This window comes from Vibrio sp. D3 (assembly GCF_043995865.1).
Classification (GTDB): domain Bacteria; phylum Pseudomonadota; class Gammaproteobacteria; order Enterobacterales; family Vibrionaceae; genus Vibrio; species Vibrio diabolicus.
Window position 1 is genome coordinate 775,783 of the sequence record NZ_CP171887.1, and the last position, 25,038, is coordinate 800,820.

Below are 25,038 nucleotides of genomic sequence, written 5' to 3' on the forward strand. Positions count from 1 at the left end.
TAAATTGCGCTCCAATTATCATCAAAAGTTTATGAACCGTAGGTCACGGAATAGCGATGAGGCTTGTGGTTCATCGCTAACACGACATTCAGTGCAAACGCGCCCAAAATCGAAAGACCAATTACTTCTGGAGTGACAAAGAAGAATGACGCAAACAGGATGCACGCATCGATTGCCATTTGGCTTTTGCCAACTGAAATGCCAAATTTGTCCTGAATAAATAAACACAGCACGTTAAAGCCACCTAAGCTGGAGCGATGTCGGAACAAGATCAGCATACCGAGTCCCATTAAAAGCCCACCTGCGACGGCACAATAAACTTCATTTACCGATTCGAGCGAGATTAGCAAATAAAGATGATCGGCAAAGATAGAAACCAAAGCGCCAGAAATGGCACTATTAATGGCGAAATGACGGCCGAAGCGTTTCCATGCTAGCAAGTAAAAGGGACTGTTTGCTAAAAAGTACAGCACACCAAACGTAAAAGGTGTAAATTGGCTAATAAGCAGAGCCAATCCTGTCGTCCCCCCTGTTAGGAGGTTTGCGGATTGGAGAAAGAAAACGCCTTGAGCTACCAAAAAAGTACCCGTGAGAATCGCTATCCAGTCTTCTTTTAATGAGTGTTTTTCCATCAATGTTGCAGTCATTAGTGATAAATAAGGCGTGCATAGTAGTAAAAAGATGATCTTTTCGGTAGCTAGAGGGTAAAATTTACGGTAAACCTATGTAATTGCTGTTTTACAGGGTGTAAAGCACAAAATTGACAGGCAATAGATCGTCGTTATGCAATTGCAATGCGGGCGTGATACAGATTGCTTGCCATCATGAAAAAACTGCATGAGAAAAATTATAAATTTCTCTTTATGACCCAGATCAAATTATGTAGAATGCGCGCCATTAGGGTGACGAAAACGTTTGCGTAGGGTCATTCAACAGTTTTTTTGCAACTTTCAGTACTAATCTGAGTCAGGAGATACAGATGCTTAAGCGTGATATGAACATCGCAGATTACGATGCGGAACTGTTCGCAGCTATCCAGGAAGAAACTCTTCGCCAGGAAGAACACATTGAACTTATCGCTTCTGAAAACTACACAAGCCCACGTGTAATGGAGGCGCAAGGTTCTCAGCTAACGAACAAATACGCTGAAGGCTACCCAGGCAAGCGTTACTACGGCGGTTGTGAGTACGTAGATAAAGCGGAACAACTTGCTATCGACCGTGCATGTAAACTGTTCGGTTGTGAATACGCGAACGTACAGCCTCACTCAGGTTCTCAAGCAAACAGCGCGGTTTACATGGCGCTTCTTAACCCAGGCGATACAGTTCTAGGCATGAGCCTAGCACACGGTGGTCACCTGACTCACGGTTCTCCAGTAAACTTCTCTGGTAAGCACTACAACGTTATCCCTTACGGTATCGATGAAGCGGGTCAAATCAACTACGACGAGATGGAACAGCTAGCGCTTGAGCACAAGCCTAAGATGATCATCGGTGGTTTCTCTGCTTACTCGCAAATCGTTGATTGGAAGCGCATGCGTGAAATCGCTGACAAAGTAGATGCTTACCTTTTCGTTGATATGGCGCACGTAGCGGGTCTTATCGCAGCAGGCGAATACCCAACACCTGTTCCACACGCTCACGTGGTAACAACAACGACGCACAAAACACTAGCAGGTCCTCGCGGTGGTCTTATCTTGTCAAATGCTGGCGAAGATATGTACAAGAAATTGAACTCAGCAGTGTTCCCTGGTGGTCAAGGTGGCCCTCTAATGCACGTTATCGCTGGTAAAGCAGTAGCGTTCAAAGAAGCGATGGAGCCAGAGTTCAAAGCTTACCAAGCTCGCGTAGTGAAAAACGCAAAAGCAATGGTTGGTCAATTCCAAGAGCGTGGCTACAAAATCGTATCTAACGGCACAGAAAACCACTTGTTCCTTGTGGACCTGATCGACAAAGACATCACTGGTAAAGATGCAGACGCGGCACTAGGTGCAGCAAACATCACAGTGAACAAAAACTCGGTACCAAATGACCCACGCAGCCCATTCGTAACGTCTGGTATCCGTGTAGGTACGCCAGCGATCACTCGCCGTGGCTTCACTGAAGAAGATGCAAAAGAGCTAGCAAACTGGATGTGTGACGTTCTAGATAACATCGGCAACGAAGAAGTTATCGAAGCGACTAAACAGAAAGTGCTCGAAATTTGTAAGCGTCTACCGGTTTACGCCTAACTGTTCTTCATAGAATGAGTCGATTTCGGTGTCGAACATACTCATTTGCTCGCGCAAACTCCGTGTGTTCTCCTAGAACTCGACTCATCTATTTTGAACATTGATATACTAAAGGTCCTCAATTGAGGGCCTTTTTGTTTGTCTGGCGTTTGGAATGAGATATAGCGAAGAGTGTGTGATAAGGAGATGGCTACCAACACTGTCCCTTTTCAATATATCCAAACCACGTCATTCCGACGAGCCTAGGCGAGATCAGGAATCTTGTTGAGGCACACTCTTTTACTCAGAGTTTCCCTAAAAATCATCAGTACTCTGAAAACTGATTCTGAATCACGCTCGTTCCTCGCTGTTCAGAATGACGGTGGTAGAATGGCTTTTTATCATCATTTGCCAGAAACAAAAAAGGTTGGCACTGAGCCAACCTTTCTTTTCAAAACAAGCGAGAGCTTATTTGATCTCAAGACCTTGTGCCTGCATATCGGCATGGTATGAAGAGCGAACAAATGGACCACATGCTGCGTGCGTGAAGCCTAGCTCTAGTGCGACTTCTTTTAGCTCGTCAAACTCTGATGGCGGAACGTAACGCTCTACTGGCAAGTGGTGACGGCTTGGCGCTAAGTACTGACCTAGAGTCAGCATCGTTACGCCGTGTGCGCGTAGATCTTTCAGTACTTCGATGATTTCTTCTTTGGTTTCACCAAGACCCATCATCAAACCAGATTTGGTCGGTACATCTGGATGCTGCTCTTTGAACTTCTTAAGAAGCTCAAGTGACCATTTGTAGTTCGCACCTGGGCGAGCTTTACGGTAAAGACGTGGTGCTGTTTCTAAGTTGTGGTTGAAGACATCTGGCGGATTGTCTTTCATTAGATCAAGCGCTACATCCATACGACCTCGGAAGTCAGGAACCAGAGTTTCAATCTTAATATGCGGGTTTAATGCACGGATCTCGCGGTTACAGTCGGCAAAGTGCTGTGCACCACCATCACGCAGATCGTCACGGTCAACAGAAGTGATTACTACGTATTTCAGCTTCATATCGGCGATGGTTTTCGCCAGCTTTTGAGGCTCTTCTGCTTCCGGTGGTAATGGGCGGCCATGAGCAACGTCACAGAAAGGACAACGACGAGTACAAATAGCACCTAAGATCATGAAGGTAGCTGTACCGTGGTTAAAACATTCCGCTAGGTTAGGGCAAGATGCTTCTTCACATACGGAGTGAAGTTTATTCTTGCGCATCGCCGCCTTGATGTCTTGAATTCGTTGGCTGTCGGCTGGTAGCTTGATCTTCATCCAATCAGGCTTACGTAGCACTTCTTTCTGCTCTGTAGGCATGTTCTTTACGGGAATCAATGCCATTTTATCGGCGTCACGATATTTAACGCCTTTTTCCATCTGGATTGGTTTGCTCATGCTTTATTACCTTGAGAAGGTGCTTCTGTGCTGAATTCTACTTGCTCATAGTCGAGCAAAGTAACGAGTTCTTCTATTAATTGTTTTTCTACGGCTTCTACATTGTCTGGGCCGCCAAATTGGCTGACCTGAACCATTTCCATACCTTCATAACCACAAGGGTTAATACGCAGAAACGGTGTTAAATCCATATTTACGTTCAAGGCTAAGCCATGAAACGAGCATCCTTTACGAATGCGTAAACCGAGAGAGCATATTTTTTTACCGTCAACGTAAACGCCTGGTGCGTCAGGTCGCGCGGCCGAATCGATATTGTATGCTTTTAGCGTATTGATCACGAGGTTCTCGATAGTGGTAACGAGATCTCGTACACCTAATTTTTTGCGGCGTAAGTTGATCAAGAAATAGGCGACCAACTGACCAGGGCCATGATACGTAACCTGGCCTCCGCGATCACTTTGTACAACAGGAATGTCACCAGTGTTAATAAGGTGCTCAGCTTTACCTGCCTGACCTTGCGTAAATACTGGGTTATGTTCTACCAACCAGACTTCATCAGGGGTTTCTTCTGTGCGTTGGTCGGTGAACTCATGCATCGCCTTCCATACAGGCTCATAGTCTTGGCGGCCAAGTCGTTTTACAACAAGTTGGTATTGCATGGGAATTCCTGTTGCTAATATATAAAGTTTTTGGATTATAAACCGGATAACCCTGATGCTCTACCGCTGAGTAACAGATTTTTAACTGAAAGCGATGTAAAGTTTTGTTATCTGGTTGATAAATAAAAAGAAAGCAGCCGAAGCTGCTTTCAAAAAAAATTTAATCTATCAAAAAATTATAGAACCATGCGCACGATGTCAATTTCACCTAACTCTTTGTATAGCGTCTCAACTTGCTCGATAGACGTTGCAGTGATGTTGATTGATACCGAGTGGTAGTTGCCCTTAGCACTTGGTTTAACGGTCGGGCTGTAGTCACCTGGAGCATGGCGCTGAATAACTTCAAGAACAAGCTCTGGAAGTTCAGGCTTTGCATGACCCATTACCTTGTAAGTAAATGAACAAGGGAACTCAAGCAGGTCTTTTAATTTTGCATCAGAGTTGATGGTTAGCATATCGATAACTCCAGTAGATATTCGTTGCGGTGCGAAATAGTACAGTCAAATTAGGGGGAACTCAAGACGAGGATCTCAAACTTAAAAAGCCGCCCTTTCAGGCGGCTTTGCGAATAAGTTTGCTACTCTAACGTTCTTCTTAGAAGAAGCTCTTGAATAACAATACGATGTAATCCCACATGCGGCTAAATAGACTACCTTGCTCTACGGTTTCTAGTGCCATTAGTGGGTATTCGGCAATATCTTCACCATCGATCTGATAGTATAGCTTACCAACTACATCACCTTTATTAATTGGGGCTTCTAGCTCTTTTTCAAGGACGAAGCTGGCTTTTAGGTTTTTCGCTTCACCACGTGGTAGTGTTACGTAAGTATCTTGGTCAAGGCCCAACGCTACAGTGTCTTTGTTACCCATCCACACTTTTTCTTCAACGAACGTTTCACCTGCTTTGTGCGGCGCTACTGTTTCGAAGAAACGGAAGCCGTAGCTTAGTAGCTTTTTGCTTTCTGACTTACGAGCATTGGCATCTTTCGTGCCCATTACGACCGCAACCAAACGCATTTGGCCTTCAGTTGCTGAACTTACTAGGCTGTAACCTGCATTGCTTGTGTGACCCGTTTTGATGCCATCAACGTTCATGCTCTTATCCCAAAGTAGACCGTTACGGTTGTATTGGGTGATGCCGTTGTAAGTGAATTTCTTCTCTGAGTACACGCGGTACTCATTTGGTACGTCACGGATCAGGGCTTTACCTAGCAATGCCATGTCGTATGGTGTCGAGTACAGCTCAGCGTTATCTAGACCATGAACGTTAGCAAAGTGCGAGTTCGTCATACCTAGTGTGTTGGCCCAAGCGTTCATTAGGTCAACAAACGCATCTTCTGAGCCTGCAATATGTTCAGCCATCGCTACACAGGCATCGTTACCAGATTGGACGATGATACCGCGGTTTAGGTCACGTACTTTTACAGTTGTGCCCACTTCAATGAACATTTTTGATGATTCAGGGAAGTTTTTCGCCCATGCATTTTTACTGATGGTGACATCGTCATCTTCTGAGATATTACCACGCGCTAGTTCTTGGCCGATTACGTAGCTGGTCATCATCTTAGTCAGACTGGCTGGAGACAATTTTGTGTTCATCTCTTTCTCTGCCAGTACTTTACCTGAATGGTAATCCATCAGTACGTAGCCCTTCGCAGCGATTTGAGGGGCATCTGGAACAACGATAGGTGATGCAAGAGTAGATTGAGCGAAAGTTGCAGAAAGGGCAACCGAAGAAACGAGAATAGATTTCACAAACTTATTTTTATTCATGGTAATTCAAATTTTTGGGTTAACTGCGGACATCTTATCAGAATCCCCAGCTATGTAAGAGGGGATCGAGGAGAAATTCATGACACTAGGTCATTTGGCAGTGTTGTGTTTTTTAATAAATGCAGACGAATAGCCGAGCAACTTTACTTTATCTAGAGTGGCTTGCGTCAGGGAATAGTCAGTAAATGGCCCTAACAACAAGCGATAAGACTCTTTCGCATTTTCTAGGAAAGTTTCTGTATCCAGTTTTTGACCAAGCTCTGTCCCTAAAGTTCGTGCGCGTTCTTCATTTTTTGATGATGCCACCTGAATAACGTACTTAGGGTGCGCTTCTAAAGATTTTTTATCCGTGGGCTGATTGATACTGATTACTTCAATTTCCACGTTCGCTGTACCTGTTTTTATCACATCTAACTTATGTGCTGCGGCATAGCTTAAATCGATAATACGGCCATCGTGAAACGGACCTCGGTCATTAACTCGTACTACGGTAGTTTTGCCGTTGTCAGTGTTGGTGACTTTTACGTAACTCGGTAACGGTAGCGTTTTATGAGCCGCTGTCATTGAGTACATGTCATAGATTTCGCCATTAGAAGTCAAATGACCTTGGAACTTCTTCCCATACCAAGATGCGCGGCCTTTTTCTTTAAAGCCTTTGGCATCGCGAACTATTTTGTAGTCTTTGCCACGCAAGTGGTAATCTTTGTTCCCACCTAGGCTGTACGGTTCATATTTAGGGTGCGCATCCTCGATGTGTTCGACTGAAAGCGGTGTATCCGGTGCAACATCGGATTCGAGTTCGTAACGGCCTTCTTGTTCTTTTTGGCTAGTTGATGAACAGCCTGCCAAAATAAGAGCAGAGAAAACCAAGGAATATAAAGCGCGTTTTTGCATGTCTAGGTCGCCTTAGAGAATGCTTTTCGGTGCGTATGAATTGACATCAGAATACCAAAGCCAGCCATCAAGGTTACCATTGATGTGCCGCCATAACTAATGAGTGGCAACGGTACACCTACTACAGGTAGGATGCCACTTACCATGCCAATATTTACAAAAATATACACGAAGAAGCTGAGTACAATACTGCCTGCCATCATTCGTCCAAATGCAGTTTGCGCTTGGCTGGCGAGGTATAAACCTCGTCCAATAATAAATAGATAGATGGCTAAAAGGCAAAGGAAGCCAATCATACCCCATTCTTCAGCAATTACTGCAAAGATAAAGTCAGTGTGTCGTTCAGGAAGAAATTCCAGTTGTGATTGAGTGCCTTGCAACCAACCTTTGCCTGAAATACCACCAGAGCCAATCGCGATTTTACTCTGAATAATGTGGTAGCCCGCACCAAGCGGATCTGACTCTGGGTTAAACAGAGTACGTACGCGAACTTTTTGGTATTCGCGCATCAAGAAGAACCACAAAATCGGAATGAAACCACCGAGTGCGATGGCGGCACCAGCGATGATTTTCCAACTAATGCCCGCGAGGAAGATAACAAAAATACCAGAAGCGGCGATTAGAATAGAGGTCCCTAAGTCAGGCTGTTTTGCAATGAGGATGGTTGGCAAGCAGACCATAATCAGTGCAACGATGAGTGTTTTTAGCGTTGGTGGAAGGGGTTGTCGACCTACATAGCGTGCCACCATTAATGGCACCGCGAGCTTCAATAACTCGGAAGGTTGAAAGCGCACAAAACCGAGGTTAAGCCAACGCTGTGCGCCTTTAGATGCTTCACCGAAAAACAGCACGCCAAAGAGCAGTATGACGCCGCCGACGAACATCAAAGGTGCCAGGCTCTCGTAGGTTCGTGGAGAAAGCTGCGCAAGAACGATCATCACAACGAGTGAAAGCACCATCCGCATGGCTTGGCGATCCATCATCAGTAAACTTTGGCCACTAGCGCTGTACATGATCACGAGGCCAAACCCCATCAGGGCCAATATGCCAAGTAGGAGTGGTAAGTCGATATGGAAGCGTTCAAACAGGGCGCGATTTTTACCTGTAGAGGGATCCATCTTCATTACTGTTTTACCTCTTTCTTCGCATTGTTATCAGGCTCAATTTCTTCTGGGCCAAGTACGACTCGATCAAAGATCTTTCTCACTACTGGGGCTCCGTTGCTAGAACCACCGCCGGCGTTTTCTAGCACTACAGTGACGACCACTTTAGGATCATCAAATGGTGCAAAGCCAGTAAATAACGCATGGTCACGTAAGTGTTCGGCGATCTCATCTGCGTTGTACTCTTCGTTTTCACCCAGACCGAAGACTTGCGCAGTACCTGATTTACCCGCTGTTTGATAACTCATTTTGTAGAATGAGCGGCGAGCTGTTCCGCGCGTGCCATGGTTTACACGACGCATGCCTTCTTTCGCCATATCCCAGTACTTTTTCGGTACATTCTTGATTGGCGGGTAAGTCACGTATTCTGTTGTTTGTTGTTCTTCGAAGTCGTTGCCGTTCTCTATCGTCGCTTTTAGTAAGTGAGGTGCGATCACTTCTCCCTCATTTACTAATACGGAGGTCGCTTTGGCGATTTGCATTGGTGTTGCTGTCCAATAACCTTGACCGATACCCACAGGGATCGTATCGCCTTTGTACCACGGGGTTTTATGGCGAGACATTTTCCAGTCACGAGTCGGCATATTCGCCTTACTTTCTTCGTAGATATCGATGCCAGTGTAATCACCAAAACCGAACATCATCATCCAATTCGAAATACGGTCAATACCCATGTCATAAGCGATTTGATAGTAGAAGGTATCAACAGACTCTTCGATCGACTTAATGATATCGACGCGTCCGTGCCCCCAACGCAACCAGTCACGGAATGGGCGAGTGTTGGAGTTTGGTATGCGCCAATAACCAGGATCATTTCGCGTAGTGTTCGGTGTGACGACACCTTCTTGTAGCGCGGCTACCGCCATAAATGGTTTGATGGTAGACGCGGGTGGATAAATGCCAAGTGTGGTTCGGTTGACCAAGGGACGGTTTTTATCGTTCAAAAGGGCGCGATAGTCTTTACCTGAGATTCCGTGCACGAACGAGTTAGGATCGTAGCTAGGACTTGAAACCATAGCCAGTACGCCGTTGTCTCTAGGATCGATCACTACAGCACTGCCTCTGCGGCCATCCAATAATTGGTGTACGTACAGCTGCAAGTTGATATCAAGGTTTAAAACGATGTCTTTTCCGGGTACAGGTGGAACGTACTTTAACGTACGAATTACTCGGCCGCGGCTGTTTACTTCGACTTCTTGATATCCGGCCGTACCGTGTAAGAGGTCTTCGTAGTATTTTTCGATACCCAGCTTACCAATGTCGCGAGTGGCTTGATAGTTTGCGTCTTTTTCTTCTCGGATCAGGCGCTGCATGTCGCGATCATTGATTCGAGAAACGTAACCAATCACGTGGGTTAAGACTTCGCTGAAAGGGTAGTAGCGCTTTAAGGTCGCACTTATTTCTACACCAGGAAAGCGGTACTGATTGACGGAGAATACCGCTACTTGTTTTTCGTTCAGTTGGGTAAGCAGTGGGACCGACTTAAATCGACGAGTCCGTTTACGCTCTTGGTGGAAACGTTCAATCTGATCTGGGGTAATTTCCAGAATGGTTTGTAGTTCTTGGATGGTTGCATCAATGTCTTTAATTTTTTCTGGAGTCAGTTCTAAGTTAAAGACGGGACGGTTCTCTGCCAGTAAAACACCATTTCGATCATAAATCAGACCTCGGTTAGGCGCGATAGGAACCACTTTGATACGGTTATCGTTCGAGCGGGTTTGATAATCTTGAAACTGGTTCACCTGAATGTTGTACATATTGGCGACCAGAGCTCCCATCAAGAGAACAATGCCGATAAAAGCGACAATAGCGCGGCTGGCAAACAGACGCGCTTCGGCTTGATAATCTCGGATTTGACTGCGGCGCTTACGAATCATTAACGCTTGGCTCTAAAGTTAAACAACGATTATTCGCGGTGGTAAGGATGGTTCGCGGTGATGCTCCACGCTCGGTACAAGCTTTCTGCCATTACGATACGCACTAAAGGGTGGGGTAGCGTTAAGGCAGACAATGACCAGCTTTGGTCTGCTGCAGCTTTGCATGCAGGAGCGAGTCCTTCAGGACCGCCGATTAAGATTGATACATCACGGCCATCTAATTTCCAAGCTTCTAACTGCTCAGCGAGTTGAGGAGTGTCCCATTTTTTACCTGGGATATCTAACGTGACGATACGGTTGCCTTTTGGTACCGCAGCGAGCATCGCTTCCCCTTCTTTTTGCAGGATACGAGCGATATCGGCATTTTTTCCACGTTTGCCAGCAGAGATTTCAATCAACTCCAATGGCATATCATGTGGGAAACGGCGACGATATTCTTGAAAGCCTTCCTCAACCCATTTTGGCATTTTTGTGCCAACAGCAATTAGTTGAATTTTCAAAAGATTAACCCCAGAGTTTTTCTAGCTGGTAGAGTTCGCGGTGCTCTTCTTGCATCACGTGAAGCATGGCGTCGCCCATATCTAGGACTACCCATTCACCTTCGTTTTCACCTTCCATTCCTAGTGGCTCAAGACCGGCTTTTTTCACTTCTGTTGCAACGTGGTCAGCGATGGATGAAACGTGGCGTTTGGATGTGCCAGTACAGATGATCATGTAATCTGTCACGCTTGATTTATCTTCCACATTTAGGACGATAATGTCTTCCGCTTTCATGTCGTCGGCTTTATCAGCTAAAAAGTCTTTCAGTTCTTCGCGAAGCACTCGGTTTTCCTCGGTTTGTCTCTTATCTCTACAGTGTTTTACATTCTTGCTTGCAAAACAGGTCGCGCACTATATCACGCTTTGATTTTTAAATTGCCAGCTTAATATCAGGAGAGCAGGTTTCTAAGCTCAACTGATGAATAGTTGGCCATACAGACTCGTCATATTGAGTTTTGGCTTTTATCTCTGCTTGAGCCAACAAGGAGAGCAATGCACATATACGACTCGCCGATAAGCGGGTCAGTGCTGCGTTATAGAGTGGACGCTTGTTTTGCCAAACTCGATATTTCTCAAATACCTGGTTCATTCCCATTTGAGTTAAGTCTTGATGCATATTTAAAAGTTGGCTCAACTCTTTTTGTACACTTCGAATCAAGATCACGGTCTCGACCCCTTCCGCCTCAAGTTGGCGAAGAATACGTTGTGCACGGTTTGCTTTACCTGCCAGTAAGGCGTCGATCCAGTTAAACGTAGTAAAGTGATTATGGCGACTTAGGGCTTCCTCTAAACGTATGATGGTCAGCTCACCATCCGGGTAGAGTAGGGCCAATTTCTCTAAGCTTTGTGACAATGCAAACAGGTTACCTTCATGCCATTGAGCCAACATTTGCAGTGATTGTTGATCGGGTTTTAGGCCCAACGTGCGGCAACGTGCCTGAATGAACATAGGTAAGCGTTGTAGATCTGGCGACAAACAGCTTACCCAGTCGCCTTTTGAGCTTAATGCTTTGAACCATTTCGCATTTTCTTGGGCTTTGGTCAGTTTGCTACCAACAATGACGAGCATGATGTCATCATGCAGCATATCACACAGTGTTTGCAGCTCTTTGCTGACGGCGGTTGTCACGCCACTCTCTGGAATTTCAAGCTCGATCAATTGACGGTTTGAGAACAGGCTCATCGCTTGGAAGCAATCGTAAACTTGATTCCAGTCGATGCTTGCGTCTACCGCAAAACGGTGTTTTTCCTCAAAACCTTGTTGAAACGCTGCCTTTTGGATTGCTTGGCGGCTCTCTTGAATCAGTAACGGCTCATTACCAAAGATTAGGTAAACTTGTTTAACGTGTTTAGTTAAATGATCCGTTAATTTATCGGCATAAATTCGCATAGTGATTAAGAGTTTGTGTTCGCTGGCTCAGAGATTTGTCCTGCTTCATATTCGGCACGAATACGGCCCAACTGGCGCATCATCTGTTTTGCAGCTTGCAAGCGCATCTCGTCTTCAATTACGTCACGTTCAACAGATTTTGCAAGTGCCGTCAACGGGTTGTCTAGGTAGTTGCGGTTTACTGTTGTCGTAAAGTTTTTAGAGCCATAGCCAGGAATCGTCACACGGTATTTTACTACGTATGTCAGCTCTTTTTCTGCTGCACGGCTATTTTGATACAGAGACAGTGTACGCTCATCGATAGTCGCTTCCGTCAAATGAAGGTTGGGTACCGTCGATGATGGTTGAACAAGTTCAACTTTGTTCAGTTCGAGTTGAGAGCGAACATAGCGAGTTAATTCACTGTATTCATCGTAGCTGGAGAAAGACATAGTGTGCAGCTCTTCCGGTACGGAATACTCGCCGCGAAGGTGAAAACCACAGGCAGAAAGAAGCCCCGCTAATACCAATACCACTGGTAGTTTAATCAAAGAGAAAAAGCGCATTGATTGTATTCATCCTAAATTGAAGGGGTTATTTACCTTAAACCACTCATGTGAATGGTTTGAGGTAAATAAACAGGGTAGCGAACTACCCTGTTTAATGACTCTTGGTTAACAAATAAGTTCGCTAAACAGAGACAAATTGCAAGCTGTGATTAGTTTGCAACGATGTTCAGCAGTTTACCTGGAACGTAAATGACTTTACGAATAGTCAGGCCATCAGTGAACTTAACCACGTTTTCGTCGTTTAGACCAAGCTGTTCGATATCGTCTTTAGAGATATCCGCTGGGACTGTTAGCTTCGCACGTAGCTTACCGTTAACTTGAACAACGATAGTTTTTTCGTCTTCAACTAGCGCTTTTTCGTCAAACGTCGGCCATGCCGCGTTATCAATGTCTGTTTCACCTAGTGCTGCCCATAGCTCGTATGAGATATGCGGAGTGATAGGGTAAAGCATGACAACAATAGCTTTCAGTGCTTCGTCAAGGATTGCACGATCTTGCGCAGATTCTTGAGGCGCTTTCGCTAGTTTGTTCATCAGCTCCATGATCGCTGCGATCGCGGTGTTGAATGTTTGACGACGAGCGATATCGTCCGTCACTTTCGCGATAGTTTTGTGAACGTCACGGCGAAGTGCTTTTTGATCACCAGAAAGCGCTGCGGTATCTACTGCTTCTGCTGCGCCTTTCGCTGTGTGCTCTTTCACTAGTTTCCAAACACGTTTCAGGAAGCGATTCGCACCTTCTACGCCAGACTCTTGCCATTCAAGCGTCATGTCTGCTGGAGACGCGAACATCATGAATAGACGTACTGTGTCAGCGCCGTACTTATCTACCATTTCTTGAGGGTCGATACCGTTGTTCTTAGACTTAGACATCTTGATCATGCCTGAGTGCGTTACATCGCGACCTTCAGTGTCTTTAGCAGAAGTAATGCGGCCTTTACCATCACGTTCAACAGCTACGTCTGTTGGAGCAACCCATTCTTTACCGCCTTTCTCGTTCTCGAAGTAGAACGCGTCTGCCAGTACCATGCCTTGACATAGTAGCTGCTTGAACGGTTCGTCAGACGTTACGTAGCCCGCGTCACGTAGCAACTTGTGGAAGAAGCGTGAGTACAGTAGGTGCATACAAGCGTGCTCGATACCGCCGATGTACTGGTCTACTGGTAGCCAGTAGTTTGCTTTTTCTGGATCTAGGATGTCGTCTGCTTGCGGTGAACAGTAACGCGCGTAGTACCAAGAAGATTCCATGAACGTATCGAACGTATCTGTCTCACGTAGAGCAGGTTCGCCGTTGAATGTGGTCTTCGCCCATTCTTTATCTGCTTTGATTGGGCTGGTTACGCCGTCCATTACCACGTCTTCTGGAAGAATCACTGGTAGTTGGTCAGCAGGTACTGGGTGAACTTCACCGTCTTCAGTCGTTACCATTGGGATTGGTGCGCCCCAGTAACGTTGACGAGATACACCCCAGTCGCGTAGACGGAAGTTTACAGTCTTAGTGCCTTTGCCTTCTGCTTCTAGCTTCGCTGCAATTGCATCGAACGCCGCTTGGAATTCTAGGCCGTCGAATTCACCTGAATCGAACAGTACGCCTTTCTCTGTGTATGCTGCTTCAGAGATGTCTAGCTCGCTGCCATCAGTAGGCTTGATAACAGGCACGATGTCTAGACCGTACTTCGTTGCGAACTCGTAGTCACGTTGGTCGTGTGCAGGTACTGCCATTACCGCGCCTGTACCGTAGTCCATCAGTACGAAGTTTGCTACGTAAACAGGAACTTCGCGGCCGTTCAATGGATGAATAGCAGTAAGGCCAGTAGCCATACCTTTCTTCTCCATTGTCGCTAGCTCAGCTTCTGCAACCTTGTTGTTCTTACATTCGTCGATAAACGCTGCAAGCTCTGGGTTGTTCTCTGCAGCAAGAGCTGCAAGAGGGTGGCCGGCTGCGATGCCCACGTAAGTCACACCCATTAGCGTATCTGGACGTGTTGTGTAAACTTCTAGGTCTTGTTGACCCTTAACTTCAAACTTCAGCTCAACGCCTTCAGAGCGGCCAATCCAGTTGCGCTGCATGGTTTTCACCATTTCAGGCCAACCTTCAAGCTTGTCTAGGTCGTCTAGTAGCTCTTGAGCGTATTCAGTGATTTTGATGAACCATTGAGGGATTTCTTTTTGCTCTACAGGCGTATCACAACGCCAGCAGCAACCGTCTTCAACCTGCTCGTTTGCAAGAACAGTTTGGTCGTTAGGACACCAGTTAACAGAAGAAGTCTTTTTGTAAACTAAACCTTTCTCGTAAAGTTTAGTGAAGAACTCTTGTTCCCAGCGGTAGTACTCAGGCGTACATGTTGCGAATTCACGGTTCCAATCGTAACCAAAGCCTAGAAGCTTAAGTTGGTTCTTCATGTATTCGATGTTTTCGTAAGTCCAAGGTGCTGGTGCAGTTTTGTTTTTTACTGCTGCGTTTTCTGCAGGTAGACCGAATGCGTCCCAACCGATTGGTTGCATCACGTTTTTACCTTGTAGGCGTTGGAAACGAGATACTACATCACCGATAGTGTAGTTGCGCACGTGACCCATGTGCAGTCGACCACTTGGGTATGGGAACATGGATAGACAGTAGAATTTTTCTTTATTTGGGTCTTCACTTACAACAAAGGTTTTGTTGTCATCCCAGTGCTTTTGAACTTTTTGTTCAATATCTTGTGGGTTGTATTGTTCTTGCATCGATGGTATCCGTTATCTTGGAATTTGTGAGTTCGGTTAGAACAGACTTAAATAGATCGTCATAGAATACCTAAAGCTAGGGATCACAACAATAGCCAATCTGTACCCATGCGCCCTTAAGTGACGCAGGTAGGAGAAAGATGGAGGTCAGTTATGCCTAAACGTAAAACAGGTTATGAGGAAATGCTCGAGGATGTGATTGAAACCTTGAAGCACAGTCCGGAAGAAGTTAACAAAGCGATTGAGACGTCGGGCAAAGTGGTGGATGCTGCTAATGACTTGACCAAAGATGAATTGGCTTTAATCAAAGCGTACCTTAAAGCAGACTTAAAAGAGTTTTCAGAGAGTTACGAGGATAGCAAAAGCGGCCCGTTTTACTTAACGATTGCGGATTCGATATGGCAAGGGCTGTTAGAGATTACAGACCGAACTAAAGTTGAGTGGGTTGAGTTGTTCGATGACTTAGAGCATCAAGGGCTATATGAAGCAGGAGAGGTGATAGGCTTAGGCACCTTGGTCTGTGATGAGTGTGGTCACAAGACAACGTATAACCACCCAACTGTAATCATTCCGTGTATTAAATGTGGTCACAAAGGCTTTACTCGTCAGTCATTAAAGCCATAAATGGCGCGTAACGACTGTATAGTGCTATGAATAAAAAAGAGGCTTGGTCGCCTCTTTTTTGTCTTTTCTACTTTCAAGCTGTTATCAGCTCTGTTTTCTTCTTAAACCGAAAGCCAGCGCTAAACTTAACCCAACCCAAATATACAATGGCCAAGTACCAACGATTCGATATGGCGTTTGTCCATTGGTTGGGGTGAGCTCTGCGCGCAGTACTGCAGTTTCAAACTGCGGTACTTGCTCAACGATTATACCCTTGTGATCGGTTACCGCTGTTAATCCGTTGTTAGTCGAGCGGATGAGCGGTTTACCTAATTCTAAGGCACGCATACGGGCGATCTCCATATGCTGAAGAGGGCCGATAGAGTGACCAAACCATGCGTCGTTCGATAGCGTTAGAATGAAGTCTGTTTCGTCAGTCACATTTTGACGTACTTGCTCATTAAAGATGATCTCATAGCAAAGCGCTGGTGCCATGTGCATGCCATTCGCAACGATGTTGGGCTGCACAAAAGCCCCACGGCTAAACGACGACATCGGTAAGTTAAAGAATGGCGCTAATGGGCGCAGAATATCCTCAAATGGAACAAACTCACCAAACGGTAATAGGTGATGCTTATGGTAGCGTTCGCTCAAGTCGAAACTGTAGTCACCGTATGGTGTGATGCCAAGGGATAGGATACTGTTGTAGAACTGTCGATCTTCAGCTTGGTTGACGACACCAGTGATGATTGCGCTGTTATTCATTTTTGCTGCGCTGTCGATATTGCTCAAAAATGAAGGCACTTCAATTTCAAAAGCAGGAATTGCAGCTTCTGGCCAGACGATAATATCAGCGTCCCAGTTTTCACGAGTGAGATCGGCGTATTTCATGATGGTTGGCCAACGTTGGCTTGGCAGCCACTTAAGGTTTTGGTCAACGTTACCTTGAATCAGCGCGAGCTTAGTCGTGTCTTCTGGCCGAGGTGTTACCCAATCGTAGTTTCGAATCCCAAAGCCTGTGCTGAGTAATACCGCGGGAATAACCACCATCAGCCACTGTTTATGAACCCAAGCATAGGCTAATGCCCCCGCACTAATAAGGATAAACAGAGTGAGCAGTTCCACGCCACCGATAGGCGCAAAGCTTGCTAGTGGAGCATCAATCTGGCTGTAACCTAGCCATAACCAAGGGAAGCCGGTCATCACCCAACCACGCAACCAATCACTGATTAGCCATAAAGCGGGCGCAGCGAGAAGCGCTTTTGCGAGCGTAAATTGAGGAAAGAGTTTGTTGTTGAGCCAAGCAAATAAGCCGGAATAAACAGCCAAGTAGGCGACAAGCAAGCCCATTAAAAATAAATTGGCAATCAGTGGCATGCCACCAAAGCCGGAGATACTGACGTACACCCAGCTAACGCCAGTTGCAAATTGACCCAACCCCCAAGCATAGCCAATCCACAGTGCACGTTTCGGAGTTTGGTTAGCAAGAAGAATCAGTAGAATAGCTGGGCTAAGAATGGCAACAGGCCACAACTGGTAAGGTGCAAAAGCGAGCGTAGTAGAGGCGCCAACAAAAGCGGCCACTAAGGGCCGCTTGAGGCGATGAAAGAGTTCATTCATCATTATAATTTTCTGAGATTCCCAATGGGTATCGCGTTACTCTTGAGTGGCTTCAACCAGGGTTTCTTCGTCTGGGATCGTCACTTGGAGTTGAATGACACGACGGTTATCGGCAGCGGTGACTTTGAAGTTGTAACCTTCAATTTCAACCAGTTCACCACGAGAAGGTAAGTGACCAAAGGCAGTCATGACCATGCCACCAACGGTATCTACTTCCTCATCGCTGAAGTTAGTTCCAAATGTCTCATTAAACTCTTCGATGGTTGTCAGCGCTCTGACAGCAAACGTATGCTTGCTAAGCTTACGAATGTCTGTCTCTTCGCTTTCATCGAATTCATCTTCGATATCCCCGACGATTTCTTCAAGGATATCTTCAATGGTCACAAGACCAGAAACACCACCGAATTCATCGACAACAATGGCCATATGATAACGTTCTTCACGGAACTCTTTCAGCAGTCGATCAACGCGTTTACTTTCCGGTACCACAACGGCTGGTCGAATAACTTCTTCGATATCAAATGGATTACTGCCTGAGCCTAAGTATTTAAGTAAGTCCTTCGCAAGAAGAATGCCTTCCACATGGTCTTTATCTTCGCTGATCACAGGGTAGCGAGAGTGTTGAGCATCGGTAATCAAGGCAACCAAGGTATCAAGGTCGTGAGTACGCTCAACCGTAACCATTTGCGAACGCGGGATCATAATGTCACGCACGCGCATTTCGGAGATTTCCATAACACCTTCAAGCATATCGCGGGTGTCATGGTCAATCAGGTCATTGACTTCAGAGTCACGGATAACATCCACAAGCTCTTGGCGATCTTTTGGTTCGCCCTGAAATAATTGACCTAGACGTTCAAAGAAGGACTTTCTACTCGGACCTTCTGCCTTTTCTTTCTTATCTTCGTTAGAAGAGGGAGAATTATCTTCGTTCATTGTTTCTCAATTAAGTAACGCTATCAGAAGTGTGATAGCACACATAGAGAGGCGAACACGAGAATCATTTTGGTGGTTCGCCTTTCCCTGCTGAATAGCCAATGGCTACTCTTTTTCAGCAATGTAAGGGTCTTCATAGCCCATACCTTGCATGATTTCGGTTTCGAGGGACTCCATCTCTTCGGCTTCGTCATCCTCAATATGATCATAACCTAGCAGATGCAAGCTGCCATGTACAACCATATGCGCCCAATGTGCTAACAGAGGCTTGTTCTGTTCAATTGCCTCTTTTTCAACGACTTGGCGGCAAATAATTAAGTCGCCAAGTAAATCTATTTCCATACCCGGAGGAGCTTCAAATGGAAAAGACAGCACATTAGTCGGTTTATCTTTACCACGATACTCATGGTTAAGCGTGTGACTTTCTTGTTCATCCACAATGCGAATGGTCACTTCGGCTTGTGGCTGGAAGAGAGGAATCGTCTTATCTAGCCACAATTGGAAATCTTGCTGCGAAGGCAGCCCTTCTTCATTTTCGACTGCCAGTTGCAGATCAAGTTCAATCGCCATGATTATTCCTTAGTGGAAGCAACTTGTGCATTCAGTTCAGCTTTTGCTGCTTCTAGTAACTTCGCATCGCGTTCTTCACGACGACGCTTCTCGAACTCTTTACGCTCTTTCTGGTCTTGTGCTTCCCACTTCTCATACGCGTTAACGATACGAGCAACCACTGGGTGACGTACAACGTCGTCTGCTAAGAAGAAGTTAAAGCTGATGTCGTCGACTTCGCTCAATACTTCAATAGCATGACGAAGACCTGATTTTGCACCACGAGGTAAGTCGATTTGCGTGACGTCACCAGTGATAACTGCGCGAGAGTTAAAACCAATACGCGTTAGGAACATCTTCATCTGCTCAACCGTGGTGTTCTGACTCTCATCAAGAATGATGAAAGCGTCGTTTAGAGTACGACCACGCATGTAAGCAAGAGGGGCTACCTCAATCACGTTACGTTCAATCAGCTTCTCTACGCGCTCAAAGCCCAACATTTCAAATAGGGCATCGTATAGCGGACGTAGGTATGGGTCGACTTTCTGGCTTAAGTCACCAGGTAGGAAGCCCAGTTTCTCACCGGCTTCAACCGCAGGGCGCGTCAATAGAATACGACGGATCTCTTGGCGCTCTAGTGCGTCAACTGCTGCTGCAACAGCAAGATAAGTTTTACCTGTACCAGCCGGGCCAATACCAAAAGAAATATCATGCGTGACCATATTAACCAAGTACTGAGCTTGGTTTGGCGTACGTGGTTTGATCACGCCTTTCTTGGTTTTGACGAAGACTTCTTTACCATGCTCGATATTAGACTCAGTATTCTGCTCAAGAACACCAGATTCTTTAATTGCTAGATGGATCTGTTCAGGCTCAATGTCTGGGATCTCACCTCGTACAGGTGCGGTATCAACATACAGAGTTTTCAGGATATCCAGCGCAGCTGATGCGGTGTGAGGTTTACCGACAATTGTAAAATGGTCACTACGGTGGTTAATTTCAACGCCTAGGCGACGTTCTAAATGCTTGATGTTGTCATCGAATGGACCGCACAGGCTAGCAAGTCGGCGGTTGTCGGAAGGTTCTAGGTTAATTTCTAGAGTTACGATTTTATTACTCAATGTTGCCTCTCATTTTTTGCCACTTAGTGAGAGCCTGATAACGACCAGGCTCTCCATGGCTATTTATACGAGCTTATGGCGTAAAAGTAGCTACACCCAGCTCATCTTCGCGACGTGTTTTCGCCATCATCTGCGTTGGGGAAATCACACTACGAAGATCCATGTCTTTTTCAGTACGTACTAGCTCACCACGCAGTGAGTTCGCAAATACGTCTACGATCTTCACATCAACGAACTGACCAATTAGGTCTGCACTACCTTCAAAGTTTACTACACGGTTGTTTTCTGTACGAGCGCGTAGTTCCATTAGGTTTTTCTTCGAAGGACCTTCAACTAGAACACGTTGTTCTGTGCCAAGCATTAAGCGAGAGTAACGCATCGCTTGAGCATTGATAGTTTGCTGTAGTTCGTAAAGGCGCTCTTTCTTCACTTGTTCTGATACATCACAAGGGTAATCCGCTGCTGGCGTACCTGGACGTGGAGAGAAGATGAAGCTGAAGCTCATGTCAAAGTCTACATCTTTGATTAGCTTCATTGTGTCTTGGAAGTCTTTGTCTGTCTCACCAGGGAAACCAACAATAAAGTCTGAACTGATTTGAATATCAGGACGAGCTTTACGCAGTTTACGGATGATCGACTTGTACTCGATAGCGGTGTGAGGGCGTTTCATCATAGTTAGGATACGGTCACTACCACTTTGCACAGGTAAGTGCAGGAAGCTCACAAGCTCAGGCGTATCTTCGTAAACCGCGATGATGTCGTCAGTGAATTCTAGCGGGTGGCTCGTTGTGAAACGAATACGGTCGATACCATCGATAGACGCAACCAAACGAAGCAGTTCTGCAAATGAACAGATTTCACCGTCGTGTGTTGGACCGCGGTACGCGTTTACGTTTTGACCCAGTAGGTTTACTTCACGTACGCCTTGTTCAGCAAGCTGTGCGATTTCGAACAGCACGTCATCCATTGGACGGCTTACTTCTTCACCACGAGTGTACGGTACGACACAGTAAGTACAGTACTTCGAGCAGCCTTCCATAATAGAAACGAATGCTGTCGCGCCTTCTGCACGAGGCTCTGGTAGGCGGTCGAACTTTTCGATCTCTGGGAACGAAATGTCCATAACTGGTGCGTCATCCGACTGAGATTGTTTGATCATCTCAGGTAGGCGGTGCAGAGTTTGTGGGCCAAAAATAACGTCGACGTATGGTGCACGTTCACGAATATGGTCACCTTCTTGCGTTGCTACACAACCACCTACACCGATAACTACGCCAGGTTTTTTATCTTTTAGTGTTTTCCAGCGGCCAAGCTGGTGGAAAACTTTCTCTTGCGCTTTTTCACGGATCGAACAGGTGTTAAGTAGAAGTACGTCTGCTTCCTCTGGCTCTTCCGTCAGCTCGTAGCCGTTTGCAGCATTAAGCAGGTCGGCCATTTTTGATGAATCGTATTCGTTCATCTGGCAGCCCCAGGTTTTAATTAGCAGTTTCTTACTCATCTCACTTTCGCTCGTTCAGTTGTACTTAAATTGGAGAGCTATTGCTCAAATTATAGCCGCCATCACGGCGGTAAGCGGCGTATTGTACTGCTTTAAAAAGCACCTGACTAGTGATCTGGCTAATTCTCTGCAAAGCCTGATGAAATCTAGTTTTTCGCCCTATACAGAACAAGGTTTTTTGTTAAACAATTTTGTAAAAATAGCCATGGAAAGTACAATAAAAAACGCCAATTAATCAGCACGATGAAGAGTGAAAAATGAACAAGTATGACATCGCCGTGATCGGTGGCGGTATGGTTGGGGCAGCCGTCGCTGTTGGATTTGCCAAGCAGGGCAGAAGCGTTGTCTTGGTTGAAGGTGCAAAACCCAAAGCTTTTGATGCCGCTCAGGTGATGGATATTCGCGTATCTGCGATTTCGCACCAGTCGGTGGAGTTACTTGATTCACTCGGCGCATGGTCAGAAATTAAAAGTATGCGAGTTTGCCCTTATCGGCGTTTAGAAACTTGGGAGAACCCGGAGTGCCGTACTCGTTTTCACTCTGATGAACTGTCATTGGAGCAGCTAGGTTATATCGTTGAAAACCGCCTAATCCAATTAGGTCTTTGGCAAGTCTTCTCTCAGTATGACAATCTAACCGTGATGTGTCCCGAGCGATTAAAAGACATTGAGTTTGCAGATGTAAACCTTGTGACACTAGAAAGTGGGGTGCAGTTTGAAGCTAACTGGGTAATTGGTGCTGATGGTGCAAACTCTAAAGTTCGTCAATTGGCTGGAATTGGTGTGACTGCGTGGGATTACCGACAACACTGCATGTTGATTAACGTGAAAACAGAATTGCCACAGCAAGATATCACTTGGCAACAATTTACTCCTTCAGGCCCGCGTTCATTTTTACCTTTGTGCTCTTTGACTAATGAAGACGGTCAAGAAGTAGGCCAAGGTTCGTTGGTTTGGTATGACTCGCCAAAACGCATTAAACAACTGTGTGCGATGGGTAAGCCTCAACTAAGGGAAGAAATCTTACGTCATTTCCCGGCTGAATTGGGCGATATTGAAGTTTTACAGTTTGGCTCATTTCCACTCACTCGTCGTCATGCGCAAAGCTACTCAAGCAAAAATTGCGTATTAGTGGGTGACTCTGCTCATACGATCAATCCGCTTGCAGGGCAAGGGGTAAACTTAGGCTTCAAAGATGTAGACGTTCTCCTTTCGGTAACAGAACACAAAGAACAGCTGGAAGATGCCTTACTCGCGAAATACGAACGTGCACGTCGACCTGACAACTTACTCATGCAGACTGGCATGGACTTTTTCTATAAAAGTTTTAGCAACGATCTTGGGCCATTGAAGTTTGTACGTAATGCTGCATTGAAGTTTGCTGAAAACTCAGGGCCAATTAAGGCTCAAGTACTGAAATACGCGTTAGGTATGTAGTAAGCTACTCAAATCACAGATAGAAAAAAAGCGAGCCATGAGCTCGCTTTTTTAATTCGGCAAATCTAATGATTTCCCGAGTCCAGAACCAAAAAAAGAAAAAACCCAGCAAAGTCATGCTGGGTTTTCCGATAATGGTGCGGAAGGAGAGACTTGAACTCTCACACCTTGCGGCGCCAGAACCTAAATCTGGTGCGTCTACCAATTCCGCCACTTCCGCAACTTAATCTATAGATATCAAGATAATTGGTAAAATCTCAATATCGTTATATATGGCAGGGCTACCTGGATTCGAACCAGGGAATGGCGGCATCAAAAGCCGCTGCCTTACCGCTTGGCGATAGCCCTACAGTGTAAATAGCCAAAGACTACTTAAGCTCTCTTATCGAGAGAAAGAATGGTGCGGAAGGAGAGACTTGAACTCTCACACCTTACGGCGCCAGAACCTAAATCTGGTGCGTCTACCAATTCCGCCACTTCCGCGTATTCTGATAGTGTAGATTAATTTAAGATGGTGCGGAAGGAGAGACTTGAACTCTCACACCTTGCGGCGCCAGAACCTAAATCTGGTGCGTCTACCAATTCCGCCACTTCCGCATCTTAAATCTACGTGACTGATAGCTTATGCTAGCAATCCAATCAATGGTGGCTACGACGGGATTCGAACCTGTGACCCCATCATTATGAGTGATGTGCTCTAACCAGCTGAGCTACGTAGCCATTTTAAACTTTTGATCAAGAATGGTGCGGAAGGAGAGACTTGAACTCTCACACCTTGCGGCGCCAGAACCTAAATCTGGTGCGTCTACCAATTCCGCCACTTCCGCAACTTGATCTGTAGATATCAAGATAATTGGTAAAATCTTAATATCATTGTATATGGCAGGGCTACCTGGATTCGAACCAGGGAATGGCGGCATCAAAAGCCGCTGCCTTACCGCTTGGCGATAGCCCTACAATGCTCTAATAAAAGAGGCTTTAATAATGGTGCGGAAGGAGAGACTTGAACTCTCACACCTTGCGGCGCCAGAACCTAAATCTGGTGCGTCTACCAATTCCGCCACTTCCGCAACTTATTCTATAGTTATCAAGGTAATTGGTAAAAACCTAAATAACGTTGTTTATGGTGGCTACGACGGGATTCGAACCTGTGACCCCATCATTATGAGTGATGTGCTCTAACCAGCTGAGCTACGTAGCCATTTTAAATTTTTGATCAATAATGGTGCGGAAGGAGAGACTTGAACTCTCACACCTTGCGGCGCCAGAACCTAAATCTGGTGCGTCTACCAATTCCGCCACTTCCGCAACTTGATCTGTAGATATCAAGATAATTGGTAAAATCTCAATATCATTGTATATGGCAGGGCTACCTGGATTCGAACCAGGGAATGGCGGCATCAAAAGCCGCTGCCTTACCGCTTGGCGATAGCCCTACTTTGCTCTAATAAAAGAGACTTCAATAATGGTGCGGAAGGAGAGACTTGAACTCTCACACCTTGCGGCGCCAGAACCTAAATCTGGTGCGTCTACCAATTCCGCCACTTCCGCAACTTGATCTGTAGATATCAAGATAATTGGTAAAATCTCAATATCATTGTATATGGCAGGGCTACCTGGATTCGAACCAGGGAATGGCGGCATCAAAAGCCGCTGCCTTACCGCTTGGCGATAGCCCTACTTTGCTCTAATAAAAGAGACTTCAATAATGGTGCGGAAGGAGAGACTTGAACTCTCACACCTTGCGGCGCCAGAACCTAAATCTGGTGCGTCTACCAATTCCGCCACTTCCGCAACTTGATCTGTAGATATCAAGATAACTGGTAAAATCTCAATATCGTTGTATATGGCAGGGCTACCTGGATTCGAACCAGGGAATGGCGGCATCAAAAGCCGCTGCCTTACCGCTTGGCGATAGCCCTACATTGCTCTAATAAAAGAGACTTCAATAATGGTGCGGAAGGAGAGACTTGAACTCTCACACCTTGCGGCGCCAGAACCTAAATCTGGTGCGTCTACCAATTCCGCCACTTCCGCAACTTATTCTGTAGTTATCAAGGTAATT

At 45.8% G+C, this 25,038-nt stretch carries 21 protein-coding genes and 16 tRNA genes; 3 read left to right on the forward strand and 34 right to left on the reverse strand.

All coding sequences use genetic code 11. From position 1 onward, the window contains the following. Nucleotides 1-29: 29 nt before the first annotated feature. A complete protein-coding gene (locus ACHFJ9_RS11580) occupies nucleotides 30-632 on the reverse strand; it encodes a YitT family protein (protein WP_031780204.1) in 603 nt (200 codons plus the stop codon). A 347-nt stretch (nucleotides 633-979) separates the two neighbouring features. Here ACHFJ9_RS11580 and glyA point away from each other — a divergent pair, with 347 nt between their 5' ends. Then, nucleotides 980-2,230, forward strand: a complete 1,251-nt coding sequence (glyA, locus tag ACHFJ9_RS11585; protein ID WP_005391333.1) for a serine hydroxymethyltransferase — start codon at nucleotides 980-982, stop codon at nucleotides 2,228-2,230. Between the two features lie 447 nt (nucleotides 2,231-2,677). Here the strand turns inward: glyA and lipA are convergent, their stop codons facing one another. The 12 genes from lipA to leuS form a co-directional block, all read right to left on the reverse strand. Next, complete coding sequence (gene lipA / locus ACHFJ9_RS11590) at nucleotides 2,678-3,643, reverse strand: lipoyl synthase (RefSeq protein WP_395356886.1); 966 nt, start codon at nucleotides 3,641-3,643, stop codon at nucleotides 2,678-2,680. After that, nucleotides 3,640-4,302, reverse strand: a complete 663-nt coding sequence (gene lipB / locus ACHFJ9_RS11595; protein ID WP_053808751.1) for a lipoyl(octanoyl) transferase LipB — start codon at nucleotides 4,300-4,302, stop codon at nucleotides 3,640-3,642. Before lipB ends, lipA begins: the two co-directional genes overlap by 4 nt. 176 nt (nucleotides 4,303-4,478) lie before the next feature. Next, nucleotides 4,479-4,757 (reverse strand): DUF493 family protein YbeD, encoded by a 279-nt coding sequence (gene ybeD / locus ACHFJ9_RS11600; protein WP_005384135.1) that lies wholly within the window; start codon nucleotides 4,755-4,757, stop codon nucleotides 4,479-4,481. A 139-nt stretch (nucleotides 4,758-4,896) separates the two neighbouring features. Continuing rightward, nucleotides 4,897-6,075, reverse strand: a complete 1,179-nt coding sequence (locus ACHFJ9_RS11605) for a serine hydrolase (RefSeq protein WP_395356889.1) — start codon at nucleotides 6,073-6,075, stop codon at nucleotides 4,897-4,899. Nucleotides 6,076-6,165: 90 nt separating this feature from the next. After that, entirely contained in the window at nucleotides 6,166-6,969 is an 804-nt protein-coding gene (locus ACHFJ9_RS11610; protein ID WP_046874297.1) for a septal ring lytic transglycosylase RlpA family protein, read from the reverse strand. Nucleotides 6,970-6,971: 2 nt separating this feature from the next. Beyond that, the gene (gene rodA / locus ACHFJ9_RS11615) at nucleotides 6,972-8,093 is read right to left on the reverse strand and encodes a rod shape-determining protein RodA (protein ID WP_005391317.1); all 1,122 of its coding nucleotides are present in this window, start codon (nucleotides 8,091-8,093) and stop codon (nucleotides 6,972-6,974) included. After that, nucleotides 8,093-10,009: a penicillin-binding protein 2 gene (gene mrdA / locus ACHFJ9_RS11620; RefSeq protein ID WP_012842067.1), complete on the reverse strand. Its 1,917-nt coding sequence runs from the start codon at nucleotides 10,007-10,009 to the stop codon at nucleotides 8,093-8,095. The genes rodA and mrdA overlap by 1 nt, the downstream gene beginning before the upstream one ends. A 29-nt stretch (nucleotides 10,010-10,038) precedes the next feature. Then, nucleotides 10,039-10,509 (reverse strand): 23S rRNA (pseudouridine(1915)-N(3))-methyltransferase RlmH, encoded by a 471-nt coding sequence (gene rlmH / locus ACHFJ9_RS11625; RefSeq protein ID WP_017821762.1) that lies wholly within the window; start codon nucleotides 10,507-10,509, stop codon nucleotides 10,039-10,041. Between the two features lie 4 nt (nucleotides 10,510-10,513). After that, nucleotides 10,514-10,831: a ribosome silencing factor gene (rsfS, locus tag ACHFJ9_RS11630; RefSeq protein ID WP_005373015.1), complete on the reverse strand. Its 318-nt coding sequence runs from the start codon at nucleotides 10,829-10,831 to the stop codon at nucleotides 10,514-10,516. An 88-nt stretch (nucleotides 10,832-10,919) separates the two neighbouring features. Then, nucleotides 10,920-11,939 (reverse strand): DNA polymerase III subunit delta, encoded by a 1,020-nt coding sequence (holA, locus tag ACHFJ9_RS11635; protein ID WP_012842066.1) that lies wholly within the window; start codon nucleotides 11,937-11,939, stop codon nucleotides 10,920-10,922. Nucleotides 11,940-11,944: 5 nt separating this feature from the next. Continuing rightward, on the reverse strand, nucleotides 11,945-12,484 hold the full coding sequence (gene lptE / locus ACHFJ9_RS11640; RefSeq protein ID WP_005373019.1) for an LPS assembly lipoprotein LptE: 540 nt from the start codon (nucleotides 12,482-12,484) through the stop codon (nucleotides 11,945-11,947). Nucleotides 12,485-12,636: 152 nt separating this feature from the next. Further along, nucleotides 12,637-15,210 carry a leucine--tRNA ligase gene (leuS, locus tag ACHFJ9_RS11645; RefSeq protein WP_258647338.1) on the reverse strand — a complete coding sequence of 858 codons (2,574 nt, stop codon included), beginning with the start codon at nucleotides 15,208-15,210 and terminating at the stop codon, nucleotides 12,637-12,639. Between the two features lie 153 nt (nucleotides 15,211-15,363). Between leuS and ACHFJ9_RS11650 the strand changes: the two genes are divergently transcribed. Beyond that, a complete protein-coding gene (locus tag ACHFJ9_RS11650; protein WP_005373024.1) occupies nucleotides 15,364-15,834 on the forward strand; it encodes a zinc ribbon-containing protein in 471 nt (156 codons plus the stop codon). Nucleotides 15,835-15,918: 84 nt separating this feature from the next. On the opposite strand, the gene lnt is transcribed toward ACHFJ9_RS11650, so the two are convergent. The 5 genes from lnt to miaB form a co-directional block, all read right to left on the reverse strand. Continuing rightward, nucleotides 15,919-17,436 carry an apolipoprotein N-acyltransferase gene (lnt, locus tag ACHFJ9_RS11655; protein WP_395356894.1) on the reverse strand — a complete coding sequence of 506 codons (1,518 nt, stop codon included), beginning with the start codon at nucleotides 17,434-17,436 and terminating at the stop codon, nucleotides 15,919-15,921. Nucleotides 17,437-17,469: 33 nt separating this feature from the next. After that, nucleotides 17,470-18,369: a CNNM family magnesium/cobalt transport protein CorC gene (gene corC, locus ACHFJ9_RS11660; RefSeq protein WP_005384118.1), complete on the reverse strand. Its 900-nt coding sequence runs from the start codon at nucleotides 18,367-18,369 to the stop codon at nucleotides 17,470-17,472. Nucleotides 18,370-18,474: 105 nt separating this feature from the next. Beyond that, the gene (ybeY, locus tag ACHFJ9_RS11665) at nucleotides 18,475-18,939 is read right to left on the reverse strand and encodes an rRNA maturation RNase YbeY (protein ID WP_005391311.1); all 465 of its coding nucleotides are present in this window, start codon (nucleotides 18,937-18,939) and stop codon (nucleotides 18,475-18,477) included. 2 nt (nucleotides 18,940-18,941) lie between these two features. After that, nucleotides 18,942-20,039, reverse strand: a complete 1,098-nt coding sequence (locus ACHFJ9_RS11670) for a PhoH family protein (RefSeq protein WP_005373033.1) — start codon at nucleotides 20,037-20,039, stop codon at nucleotides 18,942-18,944. Nucleotides 20,040-20,112: 73 nt separating this feature from the next. After that, the gene (gene miaB / locus ACHFJ9_RS11675; RefSeq protein ID WP_005391310.1) at nucleotides 20,113-21,537 is read right to left on the reverse strand and encodes a tRNA (N6-isopentenyl adenosine(37)-C2)-methylthiotransferase MiaB; all 1,425 of its coding nucleotides are present in this window, start codon (nucleotides 21,535-21,537) and stop codon (nucleotides 20,113-20,115) included. A 257-nt stretch (nucleotides 21,538-21,794) separates the two neighbouring features. Between miaB and ACHFJ9_RS11680 the strand changes: the two genes are divergently transcribed. Next, complete coding sequence (locus ACHFJ9_RS11680; protein ID WP_395356898.1) at nucleotides 21,795-22,973, forward strand: 2-octaprenyl-3-methyl-6-methoxy-1,4-benzoquinol hydroxylase; 1,179 nt, start codon at nucleotides 21,795-21,797, stop codon at nucleotides 22,971-22,973. 135 nt (nucleotides 22,974-23,108) lie between these two features. Here ACHFJ9_RS11680 and ACHFJ9_RS11685 read toward each other — a convergent pair. From ACHFJ9_RS11685 to ACHFJ9_RS11760, 16 genes are all read right to left on the reverse strand, one after another. Beyond that, nucleotides 23,109-23,193, reverse strand: a tRNA-Leu gene (locus ACHFJ9_RS11685). Between the two features lie 53 nt (nucleotides 23,194-23,246). Further along, a tRNA-Gln gene (locus ACHFJ9_RS11690) sits at nucleotides 23,247-23,321 on the reverse strand. 50 nt (nucleotides 23,322-23,371) lie between these two features. Then, nucleotides 23,372-23,456, reverse strand: a tRNA-Leu gene (locus tag ACHFJ9_RS11695). A 29-nt stretch (nucleotides 23,457-23,485) separates the two neighbouring features. Further along, nucleotides 23,486-23,570: transfer RNA gene (locus tag ACHFJ9_RS11700), tRNA-Leu, on the reverse strand. A gap of 46 nt (nucleotides 23,571-23,616) precedes the next feature. Then, a tRNA-Met gene (locus tag ACHFJ9_RS11705) sits at nucleotides 23,617-23,693 on the reverse strand. A gap of 22 nt (nucleotides 23,694-23,715) precedes the next feature. Further along, nucleotides 23,716-23,800, reverse strand: a tRNA-Leu gene (locus tag ACHFJ9_RS11710). A gap of 53 nt (nucleotides 23,801-23,853) precedes the next feature. Then, nucleotides 23,854-23,928, reverse strand: a tRNA-Gln gene (locus tag ACHFJ9_RS11715). Between the two features lie 30 nt (nucleotides 23,929-23,958). After that, nucleotides 23,959-24,043: transfer RNA gene (locus tag ACHFJ9_RS11720), tRNA-Leu, on the reverse strand. A gap of 54 nt (nucleotides 24,044-24,097) precedes the next feature. Then, a tRNA-Met gene (locus ACHFJ9_RS11725) sits at nucleotides 24,098-24,174 on the reverse strand. A 22-nt stretch (nucleotides 24,175-24,196) separates the two neighbouring features. Next, nucleotides 24,197-24,281: transfer RNA gene (locus ACHFJ9_RS11730), tRNA-Leu, on the reverse strand. 53 nt (nucleotides 24,282-24,334) lie between these two features. After that, nucleotides 24,335-24,409, reverse strand: a tRNA-Gln gene (locus tag ACHFJ9_RS11735). A 30-nt stretch (nucleotides 24,410-24,439) separates the two neighbouring features. Then, nucleotides 24,440-24,524: transfer RNA gene (locus ACHFJ9_RS11740), tRNA-Leu, on the reverse strand. A 53-nt stretch (nucleotides 24,525-24,577) separates the two neighbouring features. Next, nucleotides 24,578-24,652 (reverse strand) — tRNA-Gln (locus tag ACHFJ9_RS11745). Nucleotides 24,653-24,682: 30 nt separating this feature from the next. Further along, nucleotides 24,683-24,767: transfer RNA gene (locus ACHFJ9_RS11750), tRNA-Leu, on the reverse strand. A 53-nt stretch (nucleotides 24,768-24,820) separates the two neighbouring features. After that, nucleotides 24,821-24,895: transfer RNA gene (locus ACHFJ9_RS11755), tRNA-Gln, on the reverse strand. A gap of 30 nt (nucleotides 24,896-24,925) precedes the next feature. Then, a tRNA-Leu gene (locus ACHFJ9_RS11760) sits at nucleotides 24,926-25,010 on the reverse strand. Nucleotides 25,011-25,038: the final 28 nt, after the last annotated feature.

Excerpts from the sequence above, each read along its gene's own strand:
- miaB (WP_005391310.1), bottom strand. The coding sequence starts at position 21,537 with ATGAGTAAGAAACTGCTAATTAAAACCTGGGGCTGCCAGATGAACGAA.
- ACHFJ9_RS11680 (WP_395356898.1), top strand. The coding sequence starts at position 21,795 with ATGAACAAGTATGACATCGCCGTGATCGGTGGCGGTATGGTTGGGGCA.
- lipA (WP_395356886.1), bottom strand. The coding sequence starts at position 3,643 with ATGAGCAAACCAATCCAGATGGAAAAAGGCGTTAAATATCGTGACGCC.
- ACHFJ9_RS11650 (WP_005373024.1), top strand. The coding sequence starts at position 15,364 with ATGCCTAAACGTAAAACAGGTTATGAGGAAATGCTCGAGGATGTGATT.
- mrdA (WP_012842067.1), bottom strand. The coding sequence starts at position 10,009 with ATGATTCGTAAGCGCCGCAGTCAAATCCGAGATTATCAAGCCGAAGCG.
- glyA (WP_005391333.1), top strand. The coding sequence starts at position 980 with ATGCTTAAGCGTGATATGAACATCGCAGATTACGATGCGGAACTGTTC.
- corC (WP_005384118.1), bottom strand. The coding sequence starts at position 18,369 with ATGAACGAAGATAATTCTCCCTCTTCTAACGAAGATAAGAAAGAAAAG.
- ACHFJ9_RS11605 (WP_395356889.1), bottom strand. The coding sequence starts at position 6,075 with ATGAATAAAAATAAGTTTGTGAAATCTATTCTCGTTTCTTCGGTTGCC.
- holA (WP_012842066.1), bottom strand. The coding sequence starts at position 11,939 with ATGCGAATTTATGCCGATAAATTAACGGATCATTTAACTAAACACGTT.
- lnt (WP_395356894.1), bottom strand. The coding sequence starts at position 17,436 with ATGATGAATGAACTCTTTCATCGCCTCAAGCGGCCCTTAGTGGCCGCT.
- rodA (WP_005391317.1), bottom strand. The coding sequence starts at position 8,093 with ATGAAGATGGATCCCTCTACAGGTAAAAATCGCGCCCTGTTTGAACGC.
- ybeY (WP_005391311.1), bottom strand. The coding sequence starts at position 18,939 with ATGGCGATTGAACTTGATCTGCAACTGGCAGTCGAAAATGAAGAAGGG.
- ACHFJ9_RS11610 (WP_046874297.1), bottom strand. The coding sequence starts at position 6,969 with ATGCAAAAACGCGCTTTATATTCCTTGGTTTTCTCTGCTCTTATTTTG.
- ACHFJ9_RS11580 (WP_031780204.1), bottom strand. The coding sequence starts at position 632 with ATGGAAAAACACTCATTAAAAGAAGACTGGATAGCGATTCTCACGGGT.
- lipB (WP_053808751.1), bottom strand. The coding sequence starts at position 4,302 with ATGCAATACCAACTTGTTGTAAAACGACTTGGCCGCCAAGACTATGAG.
- ybeD (WP_005384135.1), bottom strand. The coding sequence starts at position 4,757 with ATGCTAACCATCAACTCTGATGCAAAATTAAAAGACCTGCTTGAGTTC.
- lptE (WP_005373019.1), bottom strand. The coding sequence starts at position 12,484 with ATGCGCTTTTTCTCTTTGATTAAACTACCAGTGGTATTGGTATTAGCG.
- leuS (WP_258647338.1), bottom strand. The coding sequence starts at position 15,210 with ATGCAAGAACAATACAACCCACAAGATATTGAACAAAAAGTTCAAAAG.